The 25,939-nt window shown below is 52.3% G+C and carries 28 protein-coding genes and 1 pseudogene; all 29 read left to right on the forward strand.

The window, feature by feature from the left end; all coding sequences use genetic code 11:
* Positions 1-56: 56 nt before the first annotated feature.
* Positions 57-1,421, forward strand: coding sequence for a sigma-54 dependent transcriptional regulator (locus DWY89_RS03220; RefSeq protein ID WP_107000771.1), 1,365 nt, complete (start codon positions 57-59; stop codon positions 1,419-1,421).
* 353 nt (positions 1,422-1,774) lie between these two features.
* Positions 1,775-2,536: a 5-oxoprolinase subunit PxpA gene (locus DWY89_RS03225; RefSeq protein ID WP_022358636.1), complete on the forward strand. Its 762-nt coding sequence runs from the start codon at positions 1,775-1,777 to the stop codon at positions 2,534-2,536.
* A gap of 24 nt (positions 2,537-2,560) precedes the next feature.
* Positions 2,561-3,784, forward strand: a complete 1,224-nt coding sequence (locus DWY89_RS03230) for an NRAMP family divalent metal transporter (RefSeq protein ID WP_118523468.1) — start codon at positions 2,561-2,563, stop codon at positions 3,782-3,784.
* Between the two features lie 223 nt (positions 3,785-4,007).
* The gene (gene pxpB, locus DWY89_RS03235) at positions 4,008-4,736 is read left to right on the forward strand and encodes a 5-oxoprolinase subunit PxpB (RefSeq protein WP_022358506.1); all 729 of its coding nucleotides are present in this window, start codon (positions 4,008-4,010) and stop codon (positions 4,734-4,736) included.
* Positions 4,737-4,738: 2 nt separating this feature from the next.
* Positions 4,739-5,836 (forward strand): biotin-dependent carboxyltransferase family protein, encoded by a 1,098-nt coding sequence (locus DWY89_RS03240; protein ID WP_022358507.1) that lies wholly within the window; start codon positions 4,739-4,741, stop codon positions 5,834-5,836.
* Positions 5,837-5,872: 36 nt separating this feature from the next.
* Positions 5,873-6,682, forward strand: coding sequence for a putative hydro-lyase (locus DWY89_RS03245; protein WP_022358508.1), 810 nt, complete (start codon positions 5,873-5,875; stop codon positions 6,680-6,682).
* 414 nt (positions 6,683-7,096) lie between these two features.
* Positions 7,097-7,531, forward strand: a complete 435-nt coding sequence (rplM, locus tag DWY89_RS03250) for a 50S ribosomal protein L13 (protein ID WP_022358509.1) — start codon at positions 7,097-7,099, stop codon at positions 7,529-7,531.
* 28 nt (positions 7,532-7,559) lie between these two features.
* Entirely contained in the window at positions 7,560-7,949 is a 390-nt protein-coding gene (rpsI, locus tag DWY89_RS03255; RefSeq protein WP_022358510.1) for a 30S ribosomal protein S9, read from the forward strand.
* Between the two features lie 433 nt (positions 7,950-8,382).
* Positions 8,383-9,213, forward strand: coding sequence for a phage antirepressor KilAC domain-containing protein (locus DWY89_RS03260; protein ID WP_107000766.1), 831 nt, complete (start codon positions 8,383-8,385; stop codon positions 9,211-9,213).
* Entirely contained in the window at positions 9,210-9,377 is a 168-nt protein-coding gene (locus tag DWY89_RS14315; RefSeq protein ID WP_002576412.1) for a hypothetical protein, read from the forward strand. Before DWY89_RS03260 ends, DWY89_RS14315 begins: the two co-directional genes overlap by 4 nt.
* Before the next feature lie 22 nt (positions 9,378-9,399).
* Complete coding sequence (locus DWY89_RS03265; RefSeq protein ID WP_227589453.1) at positions 9,400-9,906, forward strand: helix-turn-helix domain-containing protein; 507 nt, start codon at positions 9,400-9,402, stop codon at positions 9,904-9,906.
* Positions 9,893-11,203: pseudogene (locus tag DWY89_RS03270) on the forward strand (DUF87 domain-containing protein); the annotation flags it as partial. The gene DWY89_RS03265 and the pseudogene DWY89_RS03270, both read left to right, overlap by 14 nt.
* Positions 11,204-11,390: 187 nt before the next feature.
* The gene (locus DWY89_RS03275; RefSeq protein WP_118482288.1) at positions 11,391-12,170 is read left to right on the forward strand and encodes a DUF134 domain-containing protein; all 780 of its coding nucleotides are present in this window, start codon (positions 11,391-11,393) and stop codon (positions 12,168-12,170) included.
* Position 12,171: 1 nt separating this feature from the next.
* The gene (locus tag DWY89_RS03280; protein WP_107000764.1) at positions 12,172-12,828 is read left to right on the forward strand and encodes a Crp/Fnr family transcriptional regulator; all 657 of its coding nucleotides are present in this window, start codon (positions 12,172-12,174) and stop codon (positions 12,826-12,828) included.
* Positions 12,829-12,907: 79 nt separating this feature from the next.
* On the forward strand, positions 12,908-13,450 hold the full coding sequence (rbr, locus tag DWY89_RS03285) for a rubrerythrin (protein ID WP_107000763.1): 543 nt from the start codon (positions 12,908-12,910) through the stop codon (positions 13,448-13,450).
* Between the two features lie 20 nt (positions 13,451-13,470).
* Entirely contained in the window at positions 13,471-13,845 is a 375-nt protein-coding gene (locus DWY89_RS03290) for a desulfoferrodoxin family protein (RefSeq protein WP_033120174.1), read from the forward strand.
* Positions 13,846-13,921: 76 nt separating this feature from the next.
* A complete protein-coding gene (locus DWY89_RS03295) occupies positions 13,922-14,134 on the forward strand; it encodes a DUF6219 family protein (protein ID WP_107000761.1) in 213 nt (70 codons plus the stop codon).
* An 89-nt stretch (positions 14,135-14,223) separates the two neighbouring features.
* On the forward strand, positions 14,224-14,382 hold the full coding sequence (locus DWY89_RS03300; RefSeq protein WP_107000760.1) for a rubredoxin: 159 nt from the start codon (positions 14,224-14,226) through the stop codon (positions 14,380-14,382).
* 132 nt (positions 14,383-14,514) lie between these two features.
* Positions 14,515-14,760, forward strand: a complete 246-nt coding sequence (locus tag DWY89_RS03305) for a ferredoxin-thioredoxin reductase catalytic domain-containing protein (protein WP_107001011.1) — start codon at positions 14,515-14,517, stop codon at positions 14,758-14,760.
* A 12-nt stretch (positions 14,761-14,772) separates the two neighbouring features.
* Positions 14,773-14,976 carry a 4Fe-4S binding protein gene (locus DWY89_RS03310; protein ID WP_107000759.1) on the forward strand — a complete coding sequence of 68 codons (204 nt, stop codon included), beginning with the start codon at positions 14,773-14,775 and terminating at the stop codon, positions 14,974-14,976.
* Positions 14,973-15,548: a 4Fe-4S binding protein gene (locus tag DWY89_RS03315; protein WP_117796821.1), complete on the forward strand. Its 576-nt coding sequence runs from the start codon at positions 14,973-14,975 to the stop codon at positions 15,546-15,548. The genes DWY89_RS03310 and DWY89_RS03315 overlap by 4 nt, the downstream gene beginning before the upstream one ends.
* Positions 15,549-15,576: 28 nt before the next feature.
* Positions 15,577-15,897 carry a thioredoxin gene (gene trxA / locus DWY89_RS03320; RefSeq protein ID WP_107000757.1) on the forward strand — a complete coding sequence of 107 codons (321 nt, stop codon included), beginning with the start codon at positions 15,577-15,579 and terminating at the stop codon, positions 15,895-15,897.
* A complete protein-coding gene (locus tag DWY89_RS03325) occupies positions 15,894-17,576 on the forward strand; it encodes an FAD-dependent oxidoreductase (protein WP_118523469.1) in 1,683 nt (560 codons plus the stop codon). Before trxA ends, DWY89_RS03325 begins: the two co-directional genes overlap by 4 nt.
* Positions 17,573-18,244 (forward strand): GTP pyrophosphokinase family protein, encoded by a 672-nt coding sequence (locus DWY89_RS03330; RefSeq protein WP_107000755.1) that lies wholly within the window; start codon positions 17,573-17,575, stop codon positions 18,242-18,244. Before DWY89_RS03325 ends, DWY89_RS03330 begins: the two co-directional genes overlap by 4 nt.
* A gap of 343 nt (positions 18,245-18,587) precedes the next feature.
* On the forward strand, positions 18,588-19,019 hold the full coding sequence (locus DWY89_RS03335; RefSeq protein ID WP_015553424.1) for an Rrf2 family transcriptional regulator: 432 nt from the start codon (positions 18,588-18,590) through the stop codon (positions 19,017-19,019).
* Positions 19,020-19,041: 22 nt separating this feature from the next.
* The gene (locus tag DWY89_RS03340; RefSeq protein WP_107000754.1) at positions 19,042-20,955 is read left to right on the forward strand and encodes an acyl-CoA dehydrogenase family protein; all 1,914 of its coding nucleotides are present in this window, start codon (positions 19,042-19,044) and stop codon (positions 20,953-20,955) included.
* A 22-nt stretch (positions 20,956-20,977) separates the two neighbouring features.
* Positions 20,978-22,189 (forward strand): FprA family A-type flavoprotein, encoded by a 1,212-nt coding sequence (locus DWY89_RS03345; RefSeq protein ID WP_107000753.1) that lies wholly within the window; start codon positions 20,978-20,980, stop codon positions 22,187-22,189.
* 165 nt (positions 22,190-22,354) lie between these two features.
* Positions 22,355-24,871, forward strand: a complete 2,517-nt coding sequence (locus DWY89_RS03350) for a ribonucleoside-diphosphate reductase subunit alpha (RefSeq protein ID WP_181357201.1) — start codon at positions 22,355-22,357, stop codon at positions 24,869-24,871.
* Between the two features lie 10 nt (positions 24,872-24,881).
* Positions 24,882-25,925 carry a ribonucleotide-diphosphate reductase subunit beta gene (locus DWY89_RS03355; RefSeq protein WP_117796824.1) on the forward strand — a complete coding sequence of 348 codons (1,044 nt, stop codon included), beginning with the start codon at positions 24,882-24,884 and terminating at the stop codon, positions 25,923-25,925.
* Positions 25,926-25,939 lie beyond the last annotated feature (14 nt).

The raw sequence follows: 25,939 nt of genomic DNA on the forward strand, positions 1-25,939 counted from the left end.
ATTTCACGAATTTAGTATTTAGGGTATAATGTTATGAAACAGGGAGGAGGATGCACATGGATCGAATTTTGATTGTGGACGATGAATTTCTGATTCGCTATACACTGGAGGAAGGACTGAAAGACAGGGGATATGATGCCTATTCAGCCGCAACCGTCGAGGAAGGGCTGGAGTTTGTCAGGAAATATCATCCGGGGGTGCTCCTTCTCGACAATCTCCTTGAAAACAGTGTCGGGATGGATGAGATTGTCAATTTCAAAAATGCAGATGAGGAACTGCAGGTCATCATGATGACGGCGTACGGCTCCGTCTCCCAGGCGGTTGAGGCGACGAAGCGCGGCGCATATGATTATATTTTAAAGCCGTTTGATGTGGATGAGATCGATATGCTGATCAAACGGTGTCTGGAGCAGAAGCGCAACCGGGATTCACTCGTCTTCCTGAAAGGCGATGTGCCGCAGTTTTTAGGTGTCAGTGAGGCAGCTGCCCGGATCCGGCACCTTATTCAGGTGCTGGGGGAAAATTTGTCGGTCAATGTACTCCTGCGCGGGGAGACGGGAACGGGCAAGGAAGTTGTGGCGCGGCAGATTCATGCGAACAGCGCCCGCAAGGATAACCTGATGGTGCGCATTAACTGCGGTGCGATTCCGGAAAATCTGATGGAGAGCGAGCTCTTTGGCTACGAGCGCGGCGCGTTTGCGGGGGCGCTCAAGACGAAAAAGGGCTTGATTGAGCTGGCGGACGGCGGTACGGTCTTTTTGGACGAGATCGGCGAATTGCCGATGGCGATGCAGACGAAACTGCTGACCTTCCTGGATGACCGGAAATTTAAGCGGATCGGCGCGCTGGAGGACACGGCGGTCGATGTTCGGATCATTGCGGCGACGAACAGAAATCTCGAGGAGGCGATCAAGGCGGGGCAATTCCGGGAGGATCTGTTCTACCGGCTGAATGTCATGCAGATCGAGATTCCGCCGCTTCGTGACCGGCGCGAGGATATCCCGGTGCTCTGTGACTATTACCTTGACTATTATAATAAAGCCTTTGCCCGCAATATCGAAAAAGTGGATCCGGATTTCATGCGGGAGCTGCTCTTGTACGACTGGAAGGGCAATGTCAGGGAGCTTAAAAATATTTTTGAGCGCTGTTTTCTCTTCAGCCAGGGAAATATCCTGGAAAAACACGTGGAGCTGGCGCCGGTCGAGCGGGAGGCAAGGCCGGAGAGCGGGGACTGCATCTATCTGAAAGATCTGAAAAAAGGACCGATCGACCTTGAGCAGGAGGTCGCGGCGCTGGAGAAACGATATATGTCGGAGGCTTTGAAACTTTCCGGCAATAACCTGACGCGGGCGGCGGCGCTGCTCGGCGTCACCCGGTTCTCAATGAAACGGAAGATGGAGCGGGAAGACGGGGAGAAGTAGAAAAAGCAGAAAAACTGTATCAGGAGGAAGGATGAAAATGGTTGTCTGGTAAACCGGGTGCAGGAATGAATGGTAAAAGAGTGCAAAAAATCACATCGTGCAAAAACGCACGCCTAAAACGTGCGTTTTTGCACGATTTTTGTATATAAATTAAATTATTTTAAAAAATATTAAAATTATGATTGAAAAATACATAAAAGTCAGATAAAATATCATTAGAAGCAAAAAAACAAGGGGAACATACAAAAAACATCTCATCTTAAAAATAGTTTCCGATGGTTGTTGAAAACAGACAGAAGAAACGCTAAGCCGCAAAAATGAGATGTGTGAGCTAAGAAAGGGAGGAATGAACCATGTTTTATGTCGATTTAAACAGTGATTTAGGTGAGAGCTTCGGTAACTATACGATTGGTATGGATGAAGAAATTCTTCAGTACGTGTCTTCCGCCAACGTAGCCTGTGGATGGCATGCAGGTGATCCGATGGTTATGGATAAGACCATCGCACTGGCAAAGAAATACGGAACCGCAGTAGGAGCACATCCGGGATTTCCAGATCTGATGGGCTTCGGTCGAAGAAACATGGTGGTAACTCCGGAAGAAGCGAAAGCATATCTGAAATACCAGCTCGGCGCATTGAGCGCATTTACTAAGAGCCAGGGCGTAAAAATCCAGCACGTAAAACCGCACGGCGCATTCTACAACATGGCAGCTGTTGATGAGAAGCTGGCGAGAGCGATGTGTGAAGCAGTCTATGAAGTAGATAAAGATATCATCTTCATGGGTCTGGCAGGATCCCAGATGATCAAGGCAGCCGAGGAGGTTGGTTTACAGGCAGCGAGCGAGGTGTTCGCAGACCGTGCATATAACGATGACGGAACCTTGGTTTCCAGAAAACTTCCGGGAGCAGTCATCAAAGATAAAGATCTGGCAATCAAACGTGTCGTAAGAATGGTAAAAGAAGGAAAAGTTGAGAGCATCAACGGAAACGACATTTCCATCAAGGCAGATTCCATCTGTGTACACGGAGACAATCCAAAAGCGCTGGAGTTCGTAAAGAACATTCGTGAGACCCTGGTAGCCGAGGGAGTGGAGATTAAAAATCTGTTCCGCTAATACGTATATAAGGAGAAGAAAAATATGGGAGAAAAGAAAAAAAGTAATGCGAACACGACAGCCCTGATTGGCGCCGCGTTCCTGATGGCAACGTCCGCGATCGGACCTGGTTTCCTGACGCAGACTGCAACCTTTACCGGTCAGTACGGCTCTATTTTCGCACTGGCAATCATCTGTACCATTCTTCTGGATGTTACAACCCAGTTAAATATCTGGTCCATCATCGGTGTGTCCGGTATGCGTGGACAGGATATCGCAAATAAAGTTGTTCCGGGACTCGGATATTTCATTGCGTTCCTTGTGTCTCTCGGCGGTCTGGTATTCAATATCGGTAACGTCGGCGGCGCCGCAACCGGTTTTAATATCGTATTCGGTTTCCCGCTGAAAGTCGGAACCGTTGTAGCCGGTGTCATCGGTATCCTGATCTTCTTATCCAAGGATGCGAAAAACTTCATGGATAAGCTGACCAAATACTTAGGAAGCATCATGATTGTTACCGTACTTTATGTAGCATTCCGTTCCAAACCTCCGGTTGTTGAGGCAATCAGCAGCGTTGGACATCTGAACGAATTCCCGAACCTGGTATTCCCGATTATTACCCTGCTTGGCGGAAGCTGCGGCGGTTACATCACATTCTCAGGTGCCCATCGTCTTCTGGATGCAGGTTTCTCCGGAACCAAGGATCTTCCGCACGTTCGCCGCTCCGTATTAATGGGCGTCAGCGTATCGGGTATTATGAGAATTTTACTGTTCCTCGCAGTTTTAGGCGTTGTTACAGCAACTCCGGAAGTTGTTGGAAGCGAAGCATGGGTAGCAAGCCCGCCAGCAGCAGCTTTTAAGGCAGGCGCAGGCATCATCGGTTACAAGATCTTCGGTCTGGTTATCCTGTTTGCAGCTATCACCTCCATCATCGGTGCAGCGTATACATCCGTATCCTTCTTAAAGACCCTGCATCCGTTCATCATGGAGAATGAGAAATGGTTCGTTATCGGCTTCATCGCTGTATCGACCGTTATCATGACATTACTTGGACAGCCGGCAACTCTTCTGGTTCTGGCAGGTTCCGTAAACGGACTGATTCTTCCGATTACACTGCTTGTCATTCTTCTGGCAAGCCGCAGGAAAGATATCGTCGGTGAAAATTACAAACATCCGACCGTACTCATCGTACTTGGTGTATGCGTTGTCCTTCTGACCGGTTACTCAGGAATCAAGGCTCTGCCGAAGATTCTTACCATCTTTGGTTAATGAATGAAAAAACGCGAAAAATGTGGTAAAATAATAAAAAACGATTAAACGGACAGGCGCCCGGCGGACTGGCTGGATGAGCACGCAGATGGCTGGCTTATGGCAGCAGGTCTGCCGGGCGTTTCCCTGTAACTGGCTTGTTGGGTCGGAAGCAGTTTTTAGGTTTTTCGAAGAAAGGCAGAACAGGCAGGCGGGGGCTTCGTTTATCTGACAGGAGGTATATATGAGCGAGGTAAGATACCTTGTAGCGGGCGACAGCGCTGTGTGCGTTGAGTTTGGCAATGAAATCAGCCCGGAGATCAACAAGAAAATCCGCGCATTCAAGATTGCGGTTGAAAAAAGCGATATACCGGGAATTGTGGAGACAGTTCCGACATACCGTTCCTTATTAGTACATTATCATCCGGAAGTGATCGGATTCAAGGCACTCACAGAAAAATTTGATAAATTGATGGGTTCCTTATCCAGCATTCCGATTCCGCCGCCAACCGTTATCGAAATTCCGGTTCTCTACGGCGGAGAGATGGGTCCGGATATTGAAAATGTTGCGGAGCACAATCACAAGACCGTGGAAGAGGTCATCAAGATTCATACATCTGAAGAATATCTAATCTACATGATTGGATTCATCGCTGGATTCCCATATCTGGGCGGTATGAGCAAAGAGATCGCAACCCCGCGTCTGAAGAGCCCGAGAGTGAAGATTGAGGGCGGCTCCGTCGGTATCGCCGGTGAGCAGACCGGTATCTACCCGGTAGCATCTCCGGGCGGCTGGCAGTTAATTGGACGGACTCCGTTAAAACTCTATGATGCAGACCGCGAGAAACCAGTGCTTCTGGAAGCGGGACAGTATATCAAGTTTGCTGCAGTAACCGAGGAAGAGTATAAAAAGATCGAAAAAGAAGTCGAAGATGGAACCTACAAATACGTTGTGTACGATAAGGAGGTATAAAGATGGGCATTAAGTTTGCAAGCGGCGGATTCCTCACAACCGTACAGGACATGGGACGCACCGGCTATCAGGAGTCCGGTATGTCTGTATCAGGCGTTATGGATCAGCGTTCCGCAGCGATCGCGAATATTTTAGTGGGAAATGATGAAAACGAGGCGGTTCTGGAAGTAACCCTGATGGGACCGATGATGGAATTTACAGAAGATAATATTATCGCAGTAACAGGCGGCAATCTGGTTCCGAAGGTAAATGGAAAAGATCTTCCGATGTACCAGGCGGTTTTAGTACATAAGGGCGATTCCATGAACTTTGCCGGTATGACAAGCGGAAGCCGCGCGTACATTGCAGTGGCAGGCGGACTGGACATCCCGGTACAGATGGGCAGCAAATCCACCAACTTAAAGCTGAAAGTGGGCGGTTATCAGGGAAGAAAGATCGGCGGCGGAGACGAGATTGGTTTTGCCGCTCCGAAGACGACCCTTCCAAATATGAGAAAGAGAAAAGTGACGCCGGAGGACTTCTCCCAGACGGAGAAAACCATCCGCGTTGTCATGGGACCGCAGGATGACTGCTTTACTGAGAAAGGTGTTGAGACTTTCTTAAGCAGCACATATGCATTTACGAATGAGTCCGACCGTATGGGCTGCCGTCTCGAGGGCGAGGTCATCGAGCATAAAAATGGCGGCGATATTATCACAGACGGTATCGCCTTTGGTGCGATTCAGGTGCCGTCCCACGGACAGCCGATTATCATGATGGCGGATCATCAGACCACCGGCGGTTATACGAAGATTGCTGGCGTTATCTCTGTGGATCTTCCGCTGGTTGCACAGTCCAGACCGGGCTATAAAGTACATTTCCAGAAAGTAACGGTTGAGGAAGCGCAGAAGCTTTACATTGAGCAGGTGGAAAAACTCAAAGCACTCAAAGAAGAACTGGCAAAAGTACCGGAACCGTGCGGAGAACTTGATGCAGTGATTCAGGTAGCGGTTGGATGTGAGTCGAAGAAATACTGGAATCCGATTGGAACCTACCGGGTTGTGATCGATGGAACTGAATATATGGTTGAATTAGAGGAAGAGACTGAGAGATTCAGATAAACCTCAGATGCATTGAAAGATATGGAGGGAACGTATATGGCAGATTACAGCAAAATGACACCACCGGAAGTATGGAAACTGATTCGGACTGGCGAGATTACCCGCCCGACGGCTGGCATGTGTGCCGGATATGCACAGGCAAATCTGGTTATCCTGCCGAAGAAGTACGCCGATGATTTTAAAGAATTTGCAAGAAAGAACCCGAAACCGTGCCCAATCCTGGAAGTCGTAGAGGGCACACCGGATATCCACGATATGGGCGAAGGCGCGAGCATCGTGACGGACATCCCGAAATATTTCATTTACCGTGACGGCGTGAAAGTCGATGAGGTGACAGATGTTTCTTCTTATTGGAAAGAAGATTCGGTTGCATTCCTGATTGGCTGCAGCTTCTCCTTTGAGGAGGCGCTTATGAAAGCCGGCATTGAAGTGCGCCATATCGCGCAGGGCTGCAATGTTTCCATGTACAAGACCAACATCCAGTGCGAGAGTGCCGGCGTGTTCAAGGGACCGATGGTTGTCAGCATGCGTCCGATGACACCGGAAAACGCACAGAAAGCCAAAGAGATCACAGACCGTTATCCAAACGTACACGGCGGTCCGGTCCAGATCGGCGATCCGGCAGCGATCGGTATCAAGGATATTTCCAAACCAGACTATGGCGATCCGGTCGAGATCCGCGAGGGTGAGATCCCGGTATTCTGGGCTTGCGGCGTTACCCCGCAGGCAGCGATTGAAAATGCAAAACTTCCGTTAGTCATTACCCACGCACCGGGACATATGTTCATCACCAATGTCCTGAATACGGAGCTGAATGATTATCTGGAAGCGAAGAAGCAGAAATAGGCAGAATCGGTTCTGCCATTGCAGGAATGGTTTTATCGAAAAATAAGGTTTGACGGAGATTTCCCAGTCTCCTTCAAATAAATTCTCTTGAGAAAAGAGAAAAAGTTCATTACCAACCTAAAAAGCGGCGAAAAAGGAAGATGGAATCTGAGAGGAGGAAGTCTTCCTTTTTCATGTGTATCCCGTGCGTATATCATGCGCATGGGATGAAACGCACTTACCTTGTAAATTCCTTGAGAAAATCGTTGAAAAAACCTTGTATTTTCAAGGAAAAACCGCTTGACACGTCCGGGACGGTGTAATATAATATGTCAGTATGACGTGAGTCGGGATATGCCGGCACCAAAGCCCCGGAGCAGGCATTTCATGATATAGTTAATCTCAATTATAGGAAGTAAAACAGGAGGTCAACCAATGAAGAGTTTTATGGCTAGTCCAGCAACAATCGAGAGAAAATGGTATGTAGTTGACGCTACAGGATATACATTAGGTCGTCTTGCATCTGAGGTAGCAAAAGTATTAAGAGGTAAGAACAAACCGATCTTCACCCCGCACATGGATTGCGGCGATTACGTAATCGTAGTAAACGCAGAGAAGATCAAAGTAACTGGTAAGAAACTGGATCAGAAGATCTACTACAATCACTCTGATTATGTAGGTGGTATGAGAGAGACAACCCTTCGTGAAATGATGGCTAAGAAGCCGGAGAAGGTTGTTGAGTTAGCAGTTAAGGGTATGCTTCCAAAGGGACCTTTAGGAAGAAGCATGATTACGAAACTTCATGTATACGCAGGTCCGGAGCACGAGCAGGCAGCTCAGAAGCCGGAAGTTTTAGAAATCAAGTTTTAATTAAAGGCACTGGAAGGAGGAAACAATAATGGCTAACAAATTTTACGGAACAGGCAGAAGAAAAAAATCTATCGCTAGAGTATACCTTGTACCGGGAACCGGCAAGATTACAATCAATAAAAGAGACATCGACGAGTACTTTGGTCTTGAGACCCTGAAAGTAGTTGTACGTCAGCCGCTCGTAGCAACCGAGACTGTTGATAAGTTCGATGTACTTGTAAACGTACGTGGTGGTGGTTTTACAGGCCAGGCAGGTGCTGTAAGACACGGTATCTCCAGAGCACTTCTTCAGGCAGACGCTGATTACCGTCCGGTACTGAAGAAAGCTGGCTTCTTAACTCGTGACCCGAGAATGAAAGAGCGTAAGAAATACGGTCTCAAAGCAGCTCGTCGCGCTCCGCAGTTCAGCAAGCGATAATCTACAACTTAAAAATGCTAAAAAAGCCCGGAAATATGGCATTTTCCGGGCTTTTTCTATGCCTGAAATCACCTGATTCCGATGGTGAAATTTGAGAAAATTTGACTTCAAATTAGTCCATTTTGATGGGTTTACCATGGGTTTACGGCCTATTTTTGAGCCTAATGGGTGGGAAAATGGGTTTACAGAAGGCCATTTTGGAGGGGAAATTCGCCCCATATCCTTGACAGATTTTCGGCAAACATCTGGCTGAAACGGAATGAAAAACAGTGTCAGGTTCGTTTGGCGAGTTCTGACGAATTCTGCAAAAAAATAATATCAGGTATCCTGTTACATAGAGCCTTGGCTCATTCTTTGAAAACGAGAATGGGTCGAGGCTCTATTTTTTTCGCCCGAAATCCGGCGAGACAAATTTGAGCAGGAGGTAACAGGTATGACGGATTTCAATCAGAAGACCCATGACACCGATGTGGGCAGTCATGGCGGACAGTCGAGGCAGATGATGGAGGTGTTTGAGAACCAGGAGTTTGGTTCGATCCGGTTGTTACAGGAGGCAGGCAAGACCTTCTTCTGTGCAAGCGACGTGGCGAAAGCGTTGGGATATGTGAATCCCTACGCCGCAGTGAAACGCCATTGTAGAGGCCCCCTAACGAAACGCGAGGGGGTCGTTCAGAAGGTGAATCAGTATGGAGATGCTGGAGAGCAGGTCGTTGAAATCTCCTTTATCACGGAAGGTGATGTTTACCGGCTGATCGTTCACAGCAAGCTGCCATCGGCAGAACGGTTTGAACACTGGGTGTTTGATGAAGTTCTCCCGTCCATCCGAAAGCATGGTGTGTATATGAGCGATTCTATTTTGGATCAGGTGATTCAGCATCCGGAGGTCATCTACACCCTGGCGAAGGAGCTTGTGGCCGAGAGAGAGCAGCTTGAGGGTATCCGCAAACAGCTGGATGCGGCACAGCCCAAGGCAGACTACTTCGACACCTTTGTGAATTCGGAGGATTGTACCTGCATCCGGAATTTCTGTAAGGAAATCGGAATCCCGGAGAAGACGGCAGTAGCTCTCTTACTGGATCATCGCTATCTGTACCGCAGTCCAAGCGGCTGGCTGATGCCTTTTGCAGACAAATCTGCAAGGGGCTATTTTATTGTCCGGGATTGCTACGGCAGAAGCGGAAAACTGGTGCAGCAGACGAGAGTGACCTGCAAGGGAAAGAATCATCTCTTCAAGTTGTTTAAGAAATGGGGTGTGATCGAATGACGCTTTTTACAGAGGGACGCCTTCAGGCGTTTGAACGCATGATGCAGGATACCGGCAAATACCATCGACGGGAGGACAGCGAAGATCGTCCGCGCAAATGTCCGAAGAAAAAAACGGAGCCTGCGAAAAAGGATGGTGAGCACCATGCCGGTATTCAGGGTTGAGAAAAACAGCAATTACACAACGATGTGCAATTACCACCTGCGGGATCAGGGTCTCAGCCTGAAAGGAAAAGGACTTCTCTCTATGCTGCTTAGTTTACCGGACACATGGAACTATTCGGTACGGGGATTATCTTCGATTACACCGGATGGCGTAGATGGGGTGCTTACAGCTCTGAAAGAACTGGAACGTCTTGGATATCTGGAAAGGAACCAGCAGCGTGAGAGTAACGGTCGGATGGGCAGAGCGGAGTATGTGATCTATGAGATGCCAAGGAAAAAGCCGTGTACGGAAAAGCCGTATACGGTAAATCCGGATACGGACACACCGGTTACGGAAAATCCCGCGCAATTAAGTACTAATAGAACAAGTACTGAAACAATCAATAAAAGAGAGAAGAAGGAAATCCAGCACCGGTATGGCTCATACGAAAATGTCCTTCTCTCTGACACGGAATACGGCAAGCTCCGGCAGGAGTTCCCAGGAGATTATCAGATGCGGGTGGAACGGCTCTCTGAGTATCCGCTTTGAGCTTTCTTTTATGAATATGGCTACGGATGCCTCGAATTTTGAGAAGATGGTGCGCATCCCGTACCAGAAGGATCATTTCAATCCGGTGCGCACGGAGTACAGCACCATGCTGCGCCGCCAGCTTGCCCAGGGCAACAACGGCCTGACCAAGACGAAGTACCTGACGTTTGGCATTGAAGCAGAATCCATGAAACAGGCAAAGCCGAGGCTCAATCACATTGAGATCGACCTGATGAACAACTTCAAACGCTTGGGTGTCCGGGCAAAATTGCTGAACGGTAAGGAACGGCTTCATCTGATGCACGATATGTTCCACATGGGTGACCATGACCGATTCAATTTCGATTGGAAGTGGCTGCCGGAGAGCGGGCTGTCGGTAAAGGACTTTATTGCCCCGACCGGGTTTGCCTTTCCGAAGAACCGTGTTTTTCAGATGGGTGGGATGTATGGTTCCATGTCCTATCTCCAGATTACGGCTTCCGACCTGTCGGATCAGCTGCTGAAGGACTTTCTGGATATGGAATCCAGCCAGATTGTGACCATGCACATTCAGTCGGTAGACCAGAACAAAGCAATCAAATCCATCAAGCACACCATTACGGAGCTGGATCGTTCCAAGATTGAGGAACAGAAGAAAGCTGTCCGTTCCGGATACGATATGGACATCATTCCGTCAGATTTGGCAACTTACGGCAGGGACGCAAAGGCACTGCTGAAGGAATTGCAGAGCCAGAATGAGCGTATGTTCCTGCTGACCTTTCTGGTGATGAATACCGGCGAGACGGAGCAGGAGCTGGAAACCAATGTGTTTCAAGCTTCCAGTATCGCGCAGAAGTACAACTGCAACCTGCGCCGTCTGGACTTTCAGCAGGAGCAGGGGCTGATGAGCTGTCTGCCGCTGGCACAGAACCTGATTGAGATTCAGCGCAGCATGACTACCAGCAGCACGGCAATTTTCGTTCCGTTTACCACCCAGGAACTGTTTCAGACCGGGAAAGAGGCTCTGTACTATGGGCTGAATGCTCTGTCCAACAACCTGATTATGGTTGACCGGAAAAAGCTCAAAAACCCCAACGGGCTGATTCTGGGTACTCCCGGTTCCGGTAAATCCTTCTCTGCCAAGCGAGAAATCGCCAATGCGTTTCTGGTGACGGATGACGATGTAATTGTGTGCGATCCGGAAGCCGAGTACACGGCACTGGTGAAGAAATTTGAGGGGCAGGTCATTAAAATCAGCCCTTCCAGCGCGCAGTATATCAACCCGATGGACATCAATGCGAACTATTCGGAAGAGGATACCCTGCGAAGTTCTGTCAAATGTAGATAATCTGACAATACGAACATGGCTCACACGTAGTCTTCGACACCGAATATCAGCCAGCACACATATGAGGACGGAAAATGTAGCAGCTTTTGAAAAATTGCTTTTTCTGCTCAAAGTGCTATAATCGGAATATACCGAATACAAAGGGAGGAAAGCTCCCATGCCAAGACCGCCACGGTGCCGTCGAATTTGTGGCGTACCACAGGTCGATACATTCTGTCCTAACGGGTGCGAGAATACCGAGCCGATCCTGCTGACGCTGGACGAATACGAGGTCATTCGGCTGGTTGACTTGGAGCAGCAAACCCACGAGCAGTGTGCCGCTCAAATGGAGATTTCCCGCTCTACCGTGCAGGAGATTTACGAAAGCGCACGGAGCAAGATCGTAGCGTGTCTTGTCTACGGGAAACCGCTGCACATCACCGGGGGAAACTACCGCATCTGCGGAGGACAGGAGGCAGCTCACTGCGGCCGTTGCTGCCGGATGCAGAGAGCCAACATGGAAAAATCAGGCAAAACTTGCAAAGGAGATTCCATTATGAAAATTGCAGTTACCTATGACAACGGTCAGATCTTTCAGCATTTCGGTCACACCGAGCAGTTCAAGCTTTATGAATCTGTGGACGGCAAAATCGTCCATGCGGAAGTCGTTGATACCAACGGCAGCGGTCACGGCGCACTGGCAGGATTCCTGATGCAGAACGGCGTGGACACTTTGATTTGCGGAGGCATCGGCGGCGGTGCGCAGGCAGCACTCGCCGAAGCGGGCATCAAGCTCTACGGCGGTGTCAGCGGGGACGCTGACGCGGCGGTGAGCGCATTGCTCAACGGAAGTTTGGGCTACGATCCCAATGTTCACTGTGACCACCATGACCATGAACACGGCGAGGCTGGTCACTCCTGCGGTGACCACGGCTGCGGCAAGCATAGCTGCCATTGATATGGAACGCACACTGACACAACTTCCGTTCTGGTCATCCTTGACCGAACGCGAAATGGACACACTACGCCGAAGTGCCTTTGTCCGTCATTATAAAAAGGGTGCGTTCGTTCACAGCAGCGACAATGAATGTCTCGGAATGCTGTTTATTCTTTCCGGCGAGATCCGCACCTATCTTCTCTCTGATGAGGGGCGGGAGGTAACGCTGTTCCGCCTGTATCCGGGCGAACTATGCGTGCTTTCCGCCTCCTGCGTGATCAGTCAGATCACCTTTGATACACAAATGACTGCCGGAATGGATACGGACATTCTGATTATCTCTGCAAATGTCATTGCTGCACTCAAGGAGAAAAATCTCCATGTCCGCTGTTTTCTTTATGAACTGGCAACGAAACGGTTTTCTGATGTGATGTGGGCGATGCAGCAGATTATGTTCAAGGGATTGGATCAGCGGCTGGCAGAATTTCTCTTTGCCGAAGCGGAACGTACCGGCTCCGACACGATACGCATGACCCATGAGCAGATCGCCCAGCACATCAGCTCGGCACGGGAGGCAGTGGCACGGATGCTCAAAAGCTTCTCGGAGGACGGGCTGGTGGAGCTGAAGCGTGGTGCAATCACGCTGCGGGATAAGAACAGACTAAATCGTCTAAAATAAAAAGAAATGTGACTTCGTTACAGAAGAAAATCATAGATTTGCTACAATAAAAGCAGAAAAACAGGAAGGAGTATCCGCCATGAAAGAAACGAAATACGCAGGAACTCAAACCGAAAAAAACCTGATGGCTGCCTTTGCCGGTGAGTCCGAGGCGCGCAACAAATACACCTATTTTGCATCCAAGGCCAAGAAGGAAGGCTACGAGCAGATCGCGGCGCTGTTCCTCAAAACCGCTGATAATGAGAAGGAACACGCCAAGCTGTGGTTCAAAGAGCTGAACGGCATTGGCGACACCGCCGAAAACCTTCTCTCCGCCGCTGAGGGCGAGAACTACGAGTGGACGGATATGTACGACGGCTTTGCCAAAACCGCCGACGAGGAGGGTTTCCATGAGCTGGCCCAGCGTTTCCGCCTGGTAGCCGCCATTGAAAAGCATCATGAGGAGCGCTACCGTGCCCTGCTGCACAATGTGGAGATGGCGGAGGTCTTCGCCAAGAGTGAGGTCAAGGTATGGGAGTGCCGCAACTGCGGGCATATCGTGATCGGTGAGAAAGCACCGGAGGTCTGCCCGACCTGTAACCATCCCCAGAGCTACTTTGAAATTCACGCAGAAAACTATTAAAGAGAAAAGGAGAACGAATCATGGAGCAGAAGTTTTACATTTGCAAGCATTGCGGCAACATCATTGCCAAGGTCAAGGACACGGGCGTTCCCGTCATCTGTTGCGGTGAGCCGATGAGCGAGATCATCCCCGGTACCACCGACGCCGCCGTGGAGAAGCACGTCCCTGTCTGGACTGTGGAAAACGGCATCGTTCATGTCAAGGTCGGCTCCGTAGAGCATCCCATGCTGCCGGAGCACTACATCGAGTGGGTGTCCCTCCACACCAAGCAGGGCAACCAGCGCAAGGAACTGCACCCGGGCGAGAAGCCGGAGGTCTGCTTTGCGCTCTGCGAGGGCGACGAAGTCGAGGCGGTCTACGCCTACTGCAACCTCCACAGTCTGTGGAAAGCGTGATCGTTCCGCGCATGGTATCTTAGAACCAACATAGAGAACTGAATGTCATGTATTGCAGGCAGGAGGCAAACAAGTCATGAAAGCACATAAATATTGGTCAATCGGAGCGGTAATTACCATGTTTGGAACTTTTTGCACTGGATATAAAGGCTCAAAAACAACGCATAAGTACCTTGCGCTTAGTTCCTTGATCTGCATGGTTATGGCAGTATATACGGGTCATAAAATGATTTCAGGGAATAAGAAAACAAAGAGAGTAAAACAAGCGGAAGCTGTGGATATTCTTTGAGTAAGATAGGAATCGTTATTGTTTCTGATGACGATAAAGTCGGGCTAATGTTGTGTGCGAAATAAAAAACAAGAAAGAAGAATTTCATTATGAAATATGTATGCGATGTGTGTGGTTGGGAATACGACGAAGAAAATGGCTATCCGGAAGGCGGCATTGCACCGGGTACAAAATGGGAAGATATTCCGGATGATTTTGAATGCCCCTTATGTTTTGTTGGCAAAGACCAGTTTTCTGTGGCTGAGTAAGGAAGCACAACAAAACCTATAAACAAAGAGCCGTGAAGCAGTATGTAAGATACCGCTTCACGGCTCTTTCTCACTTATATAAAAATTTGCCGTAACGTAACCTCGTCACAGAAAAATGCTTTGTACTGCGGTATGATAAAGCCACAATCAATCAACAAGAAAGAGGTGGCGAACATGAAAATCAAGCTCAATTCCGATCAGGAGATTGTCAGCACCATCAGAGAAGGACTCAAGCGCACCGGCGGGTACTGCCCCTGCCGCAGGGAGAGCACAGAGGCGACCAAATGTATGTGCCAGGAGTTTAAGGATCAAATTGCAGATCCGGGCTTCGAGGGATTCTGCCACTGTATGCTCTATTACAAATCCTTGCAGGATTAAGGGAGGAACGCTATGCTGTCAAAGAAACTGGCCGCCATAGATAAGACGCGGTGCGTCGCCTGCGGCGTGTGTGAAAATACCTGTCCACTGGGGGCCGTCAAGGTGCGCCGCGGCTGCTACGCCGCTGTGGAGGCGGAACGATGCGTAGGCTGCGGCAAGTGCGCAAAGATCTGTCCCGTCGGCTGCATTGAGGTGAAAGTGAGGGCTGACGCATGAAAGTAAAGCATTGGTACGATTACCTGTGGGTATATGCAATCATCTATTTTGCACTGGGCTTTTTCAATATCCTGTTCGCGTGGCTGGGCATGATCGATTTTCTTCTGCCGCTGTTCTTAGCCATCTTTGGTGGGAACAAATACTTTTGCAACCACCTCTGCGGACGGGGTCAACTGTTCAGCAAGCTGGGGACAGACCTTAAATGCTCCCGCTGCAAGCCCACGCCCCGCTGGATGTCCTCCAAGTGGTTCCGTTATGGCTTTTTGATCTTTTTCCTGACGATGTTCGGCAACATGGTGTTTCAGACATATCTGGTCGCTGCGGGTACTTCGTCCCTGCGGGAGGCCATTAAGCTGTTCTGGACCTTCCGTGTGCCGTGGGGCTGGGCCTACACTGCCGGAACGGTGACAGACTGGGTAGCCCAATTCAGCTTCGGCTTTTACAGCCTCATGCTGACCTCGCTGCTCATCGGCCTCATCGTCATGGTGCTCTACAAGCCCCGTACATGGTGTGCCTTCTGCCCCATGGGAACCATGACGCAGGGGATTTGCAAGCTGAAAAACAAAGAATAAACAAAGATAACAGAAAGGAGCCTTACTCATGGCTGAACTGAAAATTACTGCTGCGAATTTTGAAAATGAGGTACTGCGTTCCGACAAGCCCATTTTGCTGGACTTCTACGCCGACTGGTGCGGACCGTGCAAAATGCTCTCTCCCATACTGCATGAGCTTGCCGAAGAAAAAAGCGGCGCGCTCAAGGTGGGAAAGGTCAATGTGGACGAGCAGATGGAGCTGGCAATGCGTTTTCAGGTGTCCAGTATCCCGATGCTGGTCGTATTCAAGGATGGAAAGGCCGTTGCCAAATCGGTGGGCTATCGGCCTAAGTCGGAGATTGCCGCAATGGTGGAGGGCGCAAGATGAAAGTTGTAATCGTAGGCGGTGCTTCTGCCGCCGCCCGCATCCGCCGTTTGGATGAACACGCGCAGATCATCATGATCGAGCGCAGCGGCTATGTGTCCTATGCCAACTGCGGTCTGCCGTATTATGTGGGCGGTGTGATCAAGGAGCAGGAAGAATTGACGCTGCAAACTCCGGAGAGCTTTTGGGATCGCTTTCGCATTGATGTGCGAGTACGGCAGGAAGTAACTGCGATCAATCCCGCAGAGAAAACCGTCACCGTCCACGCACTGGACAGCGGGAAGGTCTACACGGAAACCTATGACAAACTGCTTCTTGCCCCCGGCGCAAAGCCGACGATTCCTGCGCTTTCCGGTGTGGACAGCGAGCGGGTCTTTACCCTGCGCACCGTGGAAGACACCCTCCGCATTCGACGCTTTGTAGAGGATCAGAAGCCGAAAACCGCTGTTTTGGCTGGCGGCGGCTTTATCGGTCTGGAAATGGCGGAAAACCTTGTGGAGATGGGCGTTTCGGTTACCATCGTCCAGCGTCTGAAGCAGCTATTAGCGCCGCTGGATGCGGATATGGCCAGCTTTGTCCATGCGGAAATGCGCAGACACGGTGTGGCTCTGCGGTTGGATGAAACCGTCACCGGATTCCGACAGGACGGAGATTCCGTGCTGACGCTGCTGGAGGAAAGTGAGCCGCTGCGCTCCGACATGGTGCTGCTGGCCATCGGCGTCACGCCGGACACCCATCTGGCAAAAGAGGCCGGACTTGAGCTGGGCATCCGGGGCAGCATCGCTGTCAACGAGCGGATGGAAACCTCCGTGCCGGATATCTACGCTGTGGGCGATGCCGTAGAGGTCACCCATTTCGTGACCGGCCAAAAAGCATTGATCTCGCTGGCGGGGCCTGCCAACAAGCAGGGACGCATTGCCGCTGACAATATCTGCGGCGGAAACAGCCGCTTTCACGGCTCTCAGGGCTCGTCTGTTCTGAAACTGTTTGGCTTGACAGCGGCCTCCACGGGGATCAATGAGAAGGCAGCGCAGGCAGCAGGGATCGCTTACGACAAAGTCGTATTATTCCCGGCATCCCACGCTATCTATTATCCCGGCGCACAGTCTATGGCAATGAAGGTGATGTATGAAAAAGAAAGCCTGCGGCTGCTGGGTGCGCAGATCGTTGGCGGCGAGGGCGTGGACAAGCGCATTGATGTACTGGCAACGGCCATTCGCGCAAAAATGACAGCCTTGGAACTGACGGAGCTTGACCTTTCCTATGCGCCGCCCTATTCCTCTGCCAAAGACCCGGTCAATATGGCCGGTTTTATGATCGAGGATTTGGAGAGCGGGAAGGTACGGCAGTTCCATTGGAATGAGGTTGAGGACTTGCCTTGCGATGGCAATGCGACACTGCTGGATGTCCGTACAGAAGGCGAATATCGGCGTGGGCACTTGAATGGATTCCGCAATATTCCACTGGACGATCTGCGGGAGCATTTGGACGAGTTAGACCGGGGTAAGCCTGTTTATGTGAATTGCCAGACAGGGCTTCGCAGTTATCTGGCCTGCCGACTTTTGACGCAGTACGGTTTCACCTGTTCCCATCTCTCCGGCGGATACAGTTTTTATCAGGTCGTAATACAAGAGCGGCAGACAGCGCGGAGCGCCTATCCCTGCGGAATGGAGAAGCTATGAGTGAGAATTTATTTGGCTTGACGGTTGCGGCAGATAAAGGCTTAGATGATTTGCAGTGCCAGCGCCTTTTAAGCGAAAATCGCAGGTATCAGGAAGTCATGCTGCAATACCGATGTGCGCTGAAAGCACTGGAAAGCAGGTTGGAAATTCTAAACGAAGAGTTTTCATTGCAGCATGATCGCAATCCGATAGAAAGTATAAAAAGCCGCTTGAAGTCGCCGTCCAGCATTATGAATAAGATGCAGAAACGCGGACTTCCTCTGGATTTTCCGACCATGCAGACAAATATCATGGATATTGCCGGTGTGCGGGTGATCTGCTCTTTCGAGGAGGATGTGTTCTTTTTGGCAAAGTGCTTAAAAAAACAGTCTGACATTGAAATCATCACAGAGAAAGATTATATTTCACACCCTAAGCCAAATGGCTATCGCAGTCTGCACCTGACGCTCCGGCTGCCGGTATTCTTTGCGGAAAAAGTGATCCATGTGCCGGTGGAGATACAACTCCGTACAATCGCTATGGACTTCTGGGCAAGCCTTGAGCATACCATCCGCTATAAGAAAAACTTGCCGATAAATGCTGAAGTCGAAACTGAACTGAAAGAGTGCGCCGATTCCAGCAGAGAATGGGACGGTAAGATGGAACATTTACTGCATATCATAACATAATGTGTCGAATATAAAATGAAAAGCACGCACTTTGGTGCTTGCCTTGGACTTGCCAGGGACCGCCTTATCCGCCTTGGGTGGGCGACCCCTACGACCCCCAACCAATTTCTCCGCTTTCTGGTTTTCAGGCATAGTCTTTTCTGCTTTCGGCGGACTGCCACGGCACAGCTTTTTCGGCTTCTATATTGTAAGGAACATGGCTTTTCGCTGAATGGAAAGCGAAGCTGACCCGGGCTGGAGCGGTCTGTGTTAAAACGATATATTTTTTTGGAAATTATCTTGATAAAATTTATCAAGATTGATATAATGGCATTAACAAGCAAGCGAAAAGAGGATGTGGAGCATGATCATCACCAAAGAGACGGACTACGCACTGCGCATTTTGCGGGTGCTGCTGGACGGGGAGAAGCATTCGGTGGCCGAGATGTCGGAAACGGAATTGATCCCCAATCAGTTTGCCTACCAGATTCTGCGCAAGCTCTCCGCCGGCAATTTGGTGCGGGTGAGCCGCGGCGCCCTCGGCGGCTGCGCGCTGTCCTGCGATCTGGACGCGACCTCCCTCTACGATCTCATGGGGGTCGTGGGGGAGCGGGGCATCCTGTGCGCCTGCATGGAGCCGGGATATGAATGCCGCTGGCAGGACAAGCATGGGCGGTGCGCCATCCACTGTCAGCTGGCGGCCTTGCAGCAAAAGCAGGACGAGGCGTTCCGTGCCGTGAGCCTGCGCAGGCTGCTGACCGGCGGATCCGATCCCCAAGATACAAGCAAGCTGTAAAATTTTAAGAGGAGGTACCCATATGCTGTTTCAAACCACGGCGGCGCACGAAGAGCTGCGCGCGAAGATCCGGAGTTTTGCGGAGGAGGAGATCAAGCCCCTCGCATTTTTAATGGATCAGAACAATGAGTTTCCCGAGGAGGCTGTCAAGAAGCTGGGTAAGCTGGGCTGGATGGGCATTCCCTACCCCAAGGAGTACGGCGGTGCCGGTCTTGATGCCCTGAGCTACGCCATCGCGGTGGAGGAGCTGGCCCGTGTGGACGGCGGCGCGGGCGTAATCCTCTCCGCCCACGTCTCCCTAGGCTCATGGCCCATTTTCGCCTATGGCACCGAGGAGCAGAAGAAGAAATATCTGGTTCCGCTGGCCAAGGGCGAGAAGATCGGCGCCTTCGGCCTCACGGAGTCCAACGCCGGATCCGACGCCGGCGGCACGGAGACCACGGCGCTGGATAAGGGGGACTACTACCTCCTCAACGGCGGCAAGATCTTCATTACCAACGCCCCTAAGGCGGACACCTATGTGGTTTTCGCCGTCACCACGCCGGACATCGGCACCCGGGGCATCTCCGCTTTCATCGTGGAGAAGGGCTGGAAGGGCTTTGAGTTCGGCGACCACTATGACAAGATGGGCATTCGCTCCTCCTCCACGGCGGAGCTGATCTTCAACGACGTGAAGGTTCCCAAGGAAAACCTATTGGGCAAGGAGGGCGAGGGCTTCAAGATTGCCATGTCCACGCTGGACGGCGGACGCATCGGCATCGCCGCGCAGGCGCTGGGCATCGCCCAAGGCGCGTTTGAGCACGCGTTGAGCTATTCCAAGGAGCGCGTCCAGTTCGGCAAGCCCATCGCGGCCCAGCAGAGCATCGCCTTCAAGCTGGCGGATATGGCCACCAAGCTGCGCTGCGCCCGGTTCCTCATCTACTCCGCGGCGGAGCTGAAGGAGCAGCACGCGCCTTACGGCATGGAGTCCGCCATGGCGAAGATGTACGCCTCGGACATCGCGCTGGAGGTCACCAACGATGCCTTGCAGATCCACGGCGGCAGTGGCTTCCTCAAGGGCATGGAGGTGGAACGGGCCTACCGCGACGCCAAGATTACCACCATCTACGAGGGCACTAACGAGATCCAGCGGGTGGTCATCGCCTCTCATCTGGTGGGCAGGCTGGGCAAGAGCTCCGGCGGCGAGAGCCGTTCGGCGGCCAAGAAACCCGCGCCCATCACCGGCATTCGCAAAAAGACCATCTTCCGGGAAGGGGATGCTGCCCAGCAGGTGGCCGACCTTGTAGCGGCGCTGAAGAAGGATGGTCACGACTTCTCCGTGGGCATCCCTATGGATACGCCCATCCCGCAGGCGGAGCGGGTGGTCTCCGCGGGCAAGGGCATCGGGGAGAAAAAGAACATGAAACTGGTAGAGTCGCTGGCCAAGGCTGCCGGCGCGGCCATCGGTTCTTCCCGCCCTGTGGCGGAGACTCTCAAATATCTGCCGCTGAACCGCTATGTGGGTATGTCCGGTCAGAAGTTCACCGGCAATCTGTACATCGCCTGTGGCATCTCCGGCGCATCCCAGCACCTTAAGGGCATCAAGGACGCCTCCACCATCGTGGCCATCAATAAGAACGGTAACGCGCCTATCTTCAAGAACTGCGACTACGGCATCGTGGGCGATGTGGAGGAGATCCTGCCCCTGCTCACTGCTGCGCTGGATAGCGGCGAAAAGCTGCCCGCGCCGCCTATGGTAAAGATGAAGCGGCCCACACCGCCGAAGCCCGCCCCCATCGGCGACCGTTACGTCTGCAGCGGCTGCGGCTACGAGTATGTGCCGGAGTTGGGCGACGAGGACGGCGAGATCGCGCCGGGTACGCTCTTTGAGCAGCTTCCCGCCGAGTGGGTGTGCCCGGAGTGCGCGGAGACGAAGGATCAATTTGTAAAGGCTTGAGCCGTGAAGGAGGTAAGATAAGATGTATTGCGTGCGTAAAGTAACAAACGACCTCTACTGGGTGGGCGCCAACGACCATCGCCTGGCCCTGTTTGAAAACTGCTTTCCCATTCCCCGGGGCGTAAGCTACAACGCTTACTGCCTGCTGGATGAAAAGACGGTGCTCTTTGACACGGTGGACTGGTCTGCCTGCCGCCAGCTTTTGGAAAATCTGGCGTATGTGCTGGATGGCCGCGAGCTGGACTACCTGCTGGTCAACCATCTGGAGCCGGATCACGCCGCCTGCATCGAGGAGATCCTGCTGCGCCATCCTAAGGTGAAGCTGATCTCCAACGAGAAGGCATTCATGCTCATGCGGCAGTTCGGCTTCCATGTGGACGGACATGAGTGCATCGAGGTGAAGGAGGGCGACACCTTCTCCTTTGGCAAGCACACCGTCACCTTTGTGGGCGCGCCTATGGTTCACTGGCCGGAGGCCATGGTGACCCTCGACGTCACCGACGGCGTCCTCTTTTCCGCCGACGCCTTCGGCACCTTCGGCGCGCTGGACGGTAAGCTGTTCGCCGACGAGGTGGACTTCGAGCGGGACTGGCTGGACGACGCCCGCCGCTATCTCACCAACATCGTGGGCAAGTACGGCCCCCACATCCAGCTCCTGCTGAAAAAGGCCGGCGGCGTTTTGGATCAGATCCAGTACATCTGCCCGCTCCACGGCCCCGTGTGGCGCAAGGATCTGGGCTGGTTCATCGAAAAGTACGACACATGGAGCCGCTATGCCCCTGAGACCCAGGGCGTGCTCATCGTCTACGCCTCCATGTACGGCAACACGGAGAACGCGGCGCAGGCGCTGGCGGCGTCGCTCTGCGATAAGGGCATGAGCAAGGTGGCGATGTACGATGTGTCCTCCACTCATGTCTCCCAGCTGATTTCCGAGGCGTTTAAGTACAGTCACATTGTCCTGGCCTCTGTGACCTACAATCTCGGCATCTACCCCGCCATGCATGACTTCCTCATGGATATGAAGGCACTGAATCTGCAAAACCGCACCTTTGCCATCATTGAAAACGGCTCATGGGCGGTGAAGTCCGGTGACCTCATGCAGAAATTTGTCAACGATGAGCTTAAGAACATGACGGTGCTCAACGAGCGGCTCAGCCTCGCCTCGTCCATGGGCACGGACAAGCGCACTGAGCTGGAAGCACTGGCGGACGCCATTCTGGAATCTATGAAGTAACTGGCAGGAAAGCCAAAACCAAGACAACAGACAACAAACAGCCCCGCCGTGTCGGCTGCAGAAAAACCGGCTTTCAAAAATAGAGCGGGCAAGCGTGATACTGCGCTTGCCCGCTCTTTGCCCAAAAGGACATGAAAAGTGACCGGAGAAGATGAGAGGATCGAAATGGAGATCAGAAAACGAAACGGGAAGTCTGTTCCTTTTCAACAGGAGAAAATTTTCAACGCCATGAAAAAAGCGTTTGATGGACAGGGAAGGGAGATTGGGGGCGGAGAACTGGAGGAGATCCTCGCCGCCGTTCTCAACAATCTCTCCGTCACAGTACCGCTCACCGTGGAACGTGTGCAGGACGAGGTGGAGCGGACGCTCATGGAGCGCGGACACTATGAGGTGGCCAAGGCGTACATCCTCTATCGCGAAAAGCGGTCTGCGCTGCGCCGCGTCCGGCATACCATCGCGCAGACGGTGGGGGATAACTCGCTTGACGAGGTGCTGCGCCGTATCCAGATGGATTTTACCGAGGAAATCTACTCCCTCGCGGCGCTTCAAATGAAGTTTGAGAGCTTCTGTCGCCCGGGCATGACGGAGGATGAGAGGGCTGAGGCACTGACCAAGGCAGCGGTAGAGCTGACTACGGCAGAGGCACCCAAGTGGGAGTTCATCGCGGCGCGGCTTCTGAACCACTCCTTTCGCTGTCGCAACGCACAGGAATGGGAGGGGCGCGGCGTCGGCGACCTCTATGGCAGGCTTCGCTATCTGACGGATAAGGGACTCTACGGTGACTATATTCTTGCCCACTATACCCACGAGGAGATCGCTATGGCGGAGGACTTTCTCTGCCCGGAACGGGACGAGTTGTTCACCTACTCCGGCCTTGACCTGCTGCTCAAACGCTATGTGATCCAGTCACGCAGCCGCGTGCCGCTGGAAACACCGCAGGAGATGTTTTTGGGTATCGCGCTGCATCTTGCTATGAACGAAGGCTCTGACCGCATGGGGTGGGTAAAACGCTTTTACGATATGCTCAGCCGTATGGAGGTCACGATGGCGACACCTACCATGTCCAACGCACGAAAGCCCTACCATCAGCTTTCAAGCTGCTTTGTGGACACTGTGCCGGACAGTCTGGACGGCATCTACCGCTCGCTGGACAACTTCGCAAAGGTCTCTAAATTTGGCGGTGGAATGGGGATGTACTTCGGTAAGGTGCGCGCTGCAGGCAGCACCATCCGCGGCTTTCAAGGGGCGGCGGGCGGTGTTATCCGCTGGATCCGGTTGGTCAACGACACCGCCGTGGCGGTGGATCAGTTGGGGATGCGGCAGGGCGCTGCGGCGGTTTACTTAGACGCATGGCACCGGGATCTGCCTGAATTCCTTCAACTGCGCACCAACAACGGCGACGACCGCATGAAGGCGCATGATGTGTTTCCCGCCGTGTGCTATCCGGATCTCTTCTGGCGACTGGCGGAGGAGAACATAGACGCGCCGTGGCATCTCATGTGTCCGCATGAGATCCTCACGGTCAAGGGCTACGCACTGGAGGATTACTGGGGTACGGAATGGGAGAAGCGGTATCTGGACTGCGTCAATGACCCGCGCATCGAAAAGCGCAGCGTCACCGTCAAGGACATCGTGCGGCTGGTGCTTCGCTCGGCAGTGGAGACCGGCACGCCCTTCGCCTTCAACCGCGACAGCGTAAATCGTATGAACCCAAACGGCCACACGGGAATGATCTATTGCTCCAATCTCTGCACGGAGATCGCACAGAACATGGCGCCCATCGAGCATATCAGCACTGAGGTGCACACGGAGAACGGCGACACAGTGGTGGTGACGGCCACACTCCCCGGTGAGTTTGTGGTCTGCAACCTGGCGAGTCTGTCTCTCGGTAATCTGGCGGTGGAGGACGAGGCCTATATGGAACGCACGGTGGAAACGGCCATCCGCGCACTGGATAATGTGATCGACCTCAACTTCTACCCGTTGGAATACGCGCGGCTTACCAATCAGAAGTACCGCAGCATCGGCCTGGGCGTCAGCGGCTACCACCACATGCTGGCAAAGCGCGGCATCCGATGGGAGAGCGATGAGCACCTTGCCTTCACCGATGCGGTATTCGAGCATATCAACTACGCCGCCGTCAAGGCGGACACAGCACTGGCACGGGAAAAGGGCCGCTATGCGCTCTTTGAGGGCAGCGACTGGCAGACAGGCGCGTATTTTGAAAAGCGAGGTTATACCTCAGAAAAGTGGCGGGCGCTTGCGGAAACGGTGGCGGTGCAGGGAATGCGCAACGCCTATCTGCTGGCTGTCGCACCCACTTCCAGCACATCCATCCTCTCCGGCACGTCGGCGGGCATCGATCCAATTATGAAGAAATTCTTTTTAGAGGAAAAAAAGGGCAGCATGCTGCCCCGCGTTGCTCCGGAGCTTTCTATGGATACATGGTGGTACTATAAGGCGGCGCATCTGATCGACCAAAGCTGGTCGGTACGCGCCGCGGGCTTTCGCCAGAGACATATTGACCAGGCGCAGAGCATGAATCTCTATATCACCAACGACTATTCCATGCGTCAGGTGCTCAGACTGTATTTGGAGGCGTGGAGGGCCGGCGTCAAGACCATTTATTATGTCCGCAGCAAGGCCCTTGAGGTCGAGGCCTGTGAAAGCTGCTCGTCATAAGGAGGATAGCATGATGGAACTGAAGAAAAAGCCCCTCTTTAACCCGGAGGGCGACCTTGATGTGCGCCTGCGGCGCATGATCGGCGGCAATACCACCAACCTCAACGACTTCAACAATATGAAGTACGCTTGGGTCAGCGACTGGTACCGGCAGGCCATGAACAACTTTTGGATCCCTGAGGAGATCAATCTCTCGCAGGATGTGAAGGACTATCCCCGCCTGCTGTCAGCCGAGCGCAGCGCCTACGATAAAATTCTGAGTTTTCTTGTCTTTTTGGATTCCATTCAGACAGCGAACCTGCCTAATATCGGCGCCTACATTACAGCCAACGAGGTCAATCTCTGCCTGTCCATTCAGGCGTTTCAGGAGTGTGTCCACTCACAGAGCTACAGCTATATGCTCGACACCATCTGTTCCCCCGTGGAGCGCAATGACATCCTCTACCAATGGAAAACGGACGAGCATCTGCTGCGCCGCAACACCTTCATTGGGGACTGCTACAACGAGTTTCAGGAGCGGAAGGACGCTCCCACGCTGCTGCGCGTGATGATGGCGAACTATATTTTGGAGGGCATCTATTTTTATAGCGGCTTTATGTTCTTCTACAATCTCTCCCGAAACGGGAAGATGCCCGGCTCGGCGCAGGAGATCCGCTATATAAACCGCGACGAGAACACGCACTTGTGGCTGTTCCGCAATATCATCACGGAGCTGCAAAAGGAGCAGCCGGAGTTGTTCACCGCCGAGAGCGTACAAGCGCTGCGCGAGATGATGCGTGAGGGCGTGGAGCAGGAGATCGCATGGGGGCATTATGTGATCGGCGACGACATCCCGGGGTTGAACCGGCAGATGATTAGCGATTACATCCGCTATCTCGGGAATCTTCGCTGGACGAGCCTTGGCTATCCGGCATTGTATCCGGGCTTTGAGAGCGAACCGGAGAGCATGGAATGGGTCAGCCAGTACGCTGACGCCAATATGGTCAAGACCGATTTCTTTGAGGCACGCAGTACCGCCTACGCCAAGAGCACCGCACTGATAGACGATTTATAAGAAAACCAAAGACA

The organism is Clostridium sp. AF27-5AA (assembly GCF_003478415.1).
GTDB lineage: Bacteria > Bacillota > Clostridia > Lachnospirales > Lachnospiraceae > Otoolea > Otoolea fessa.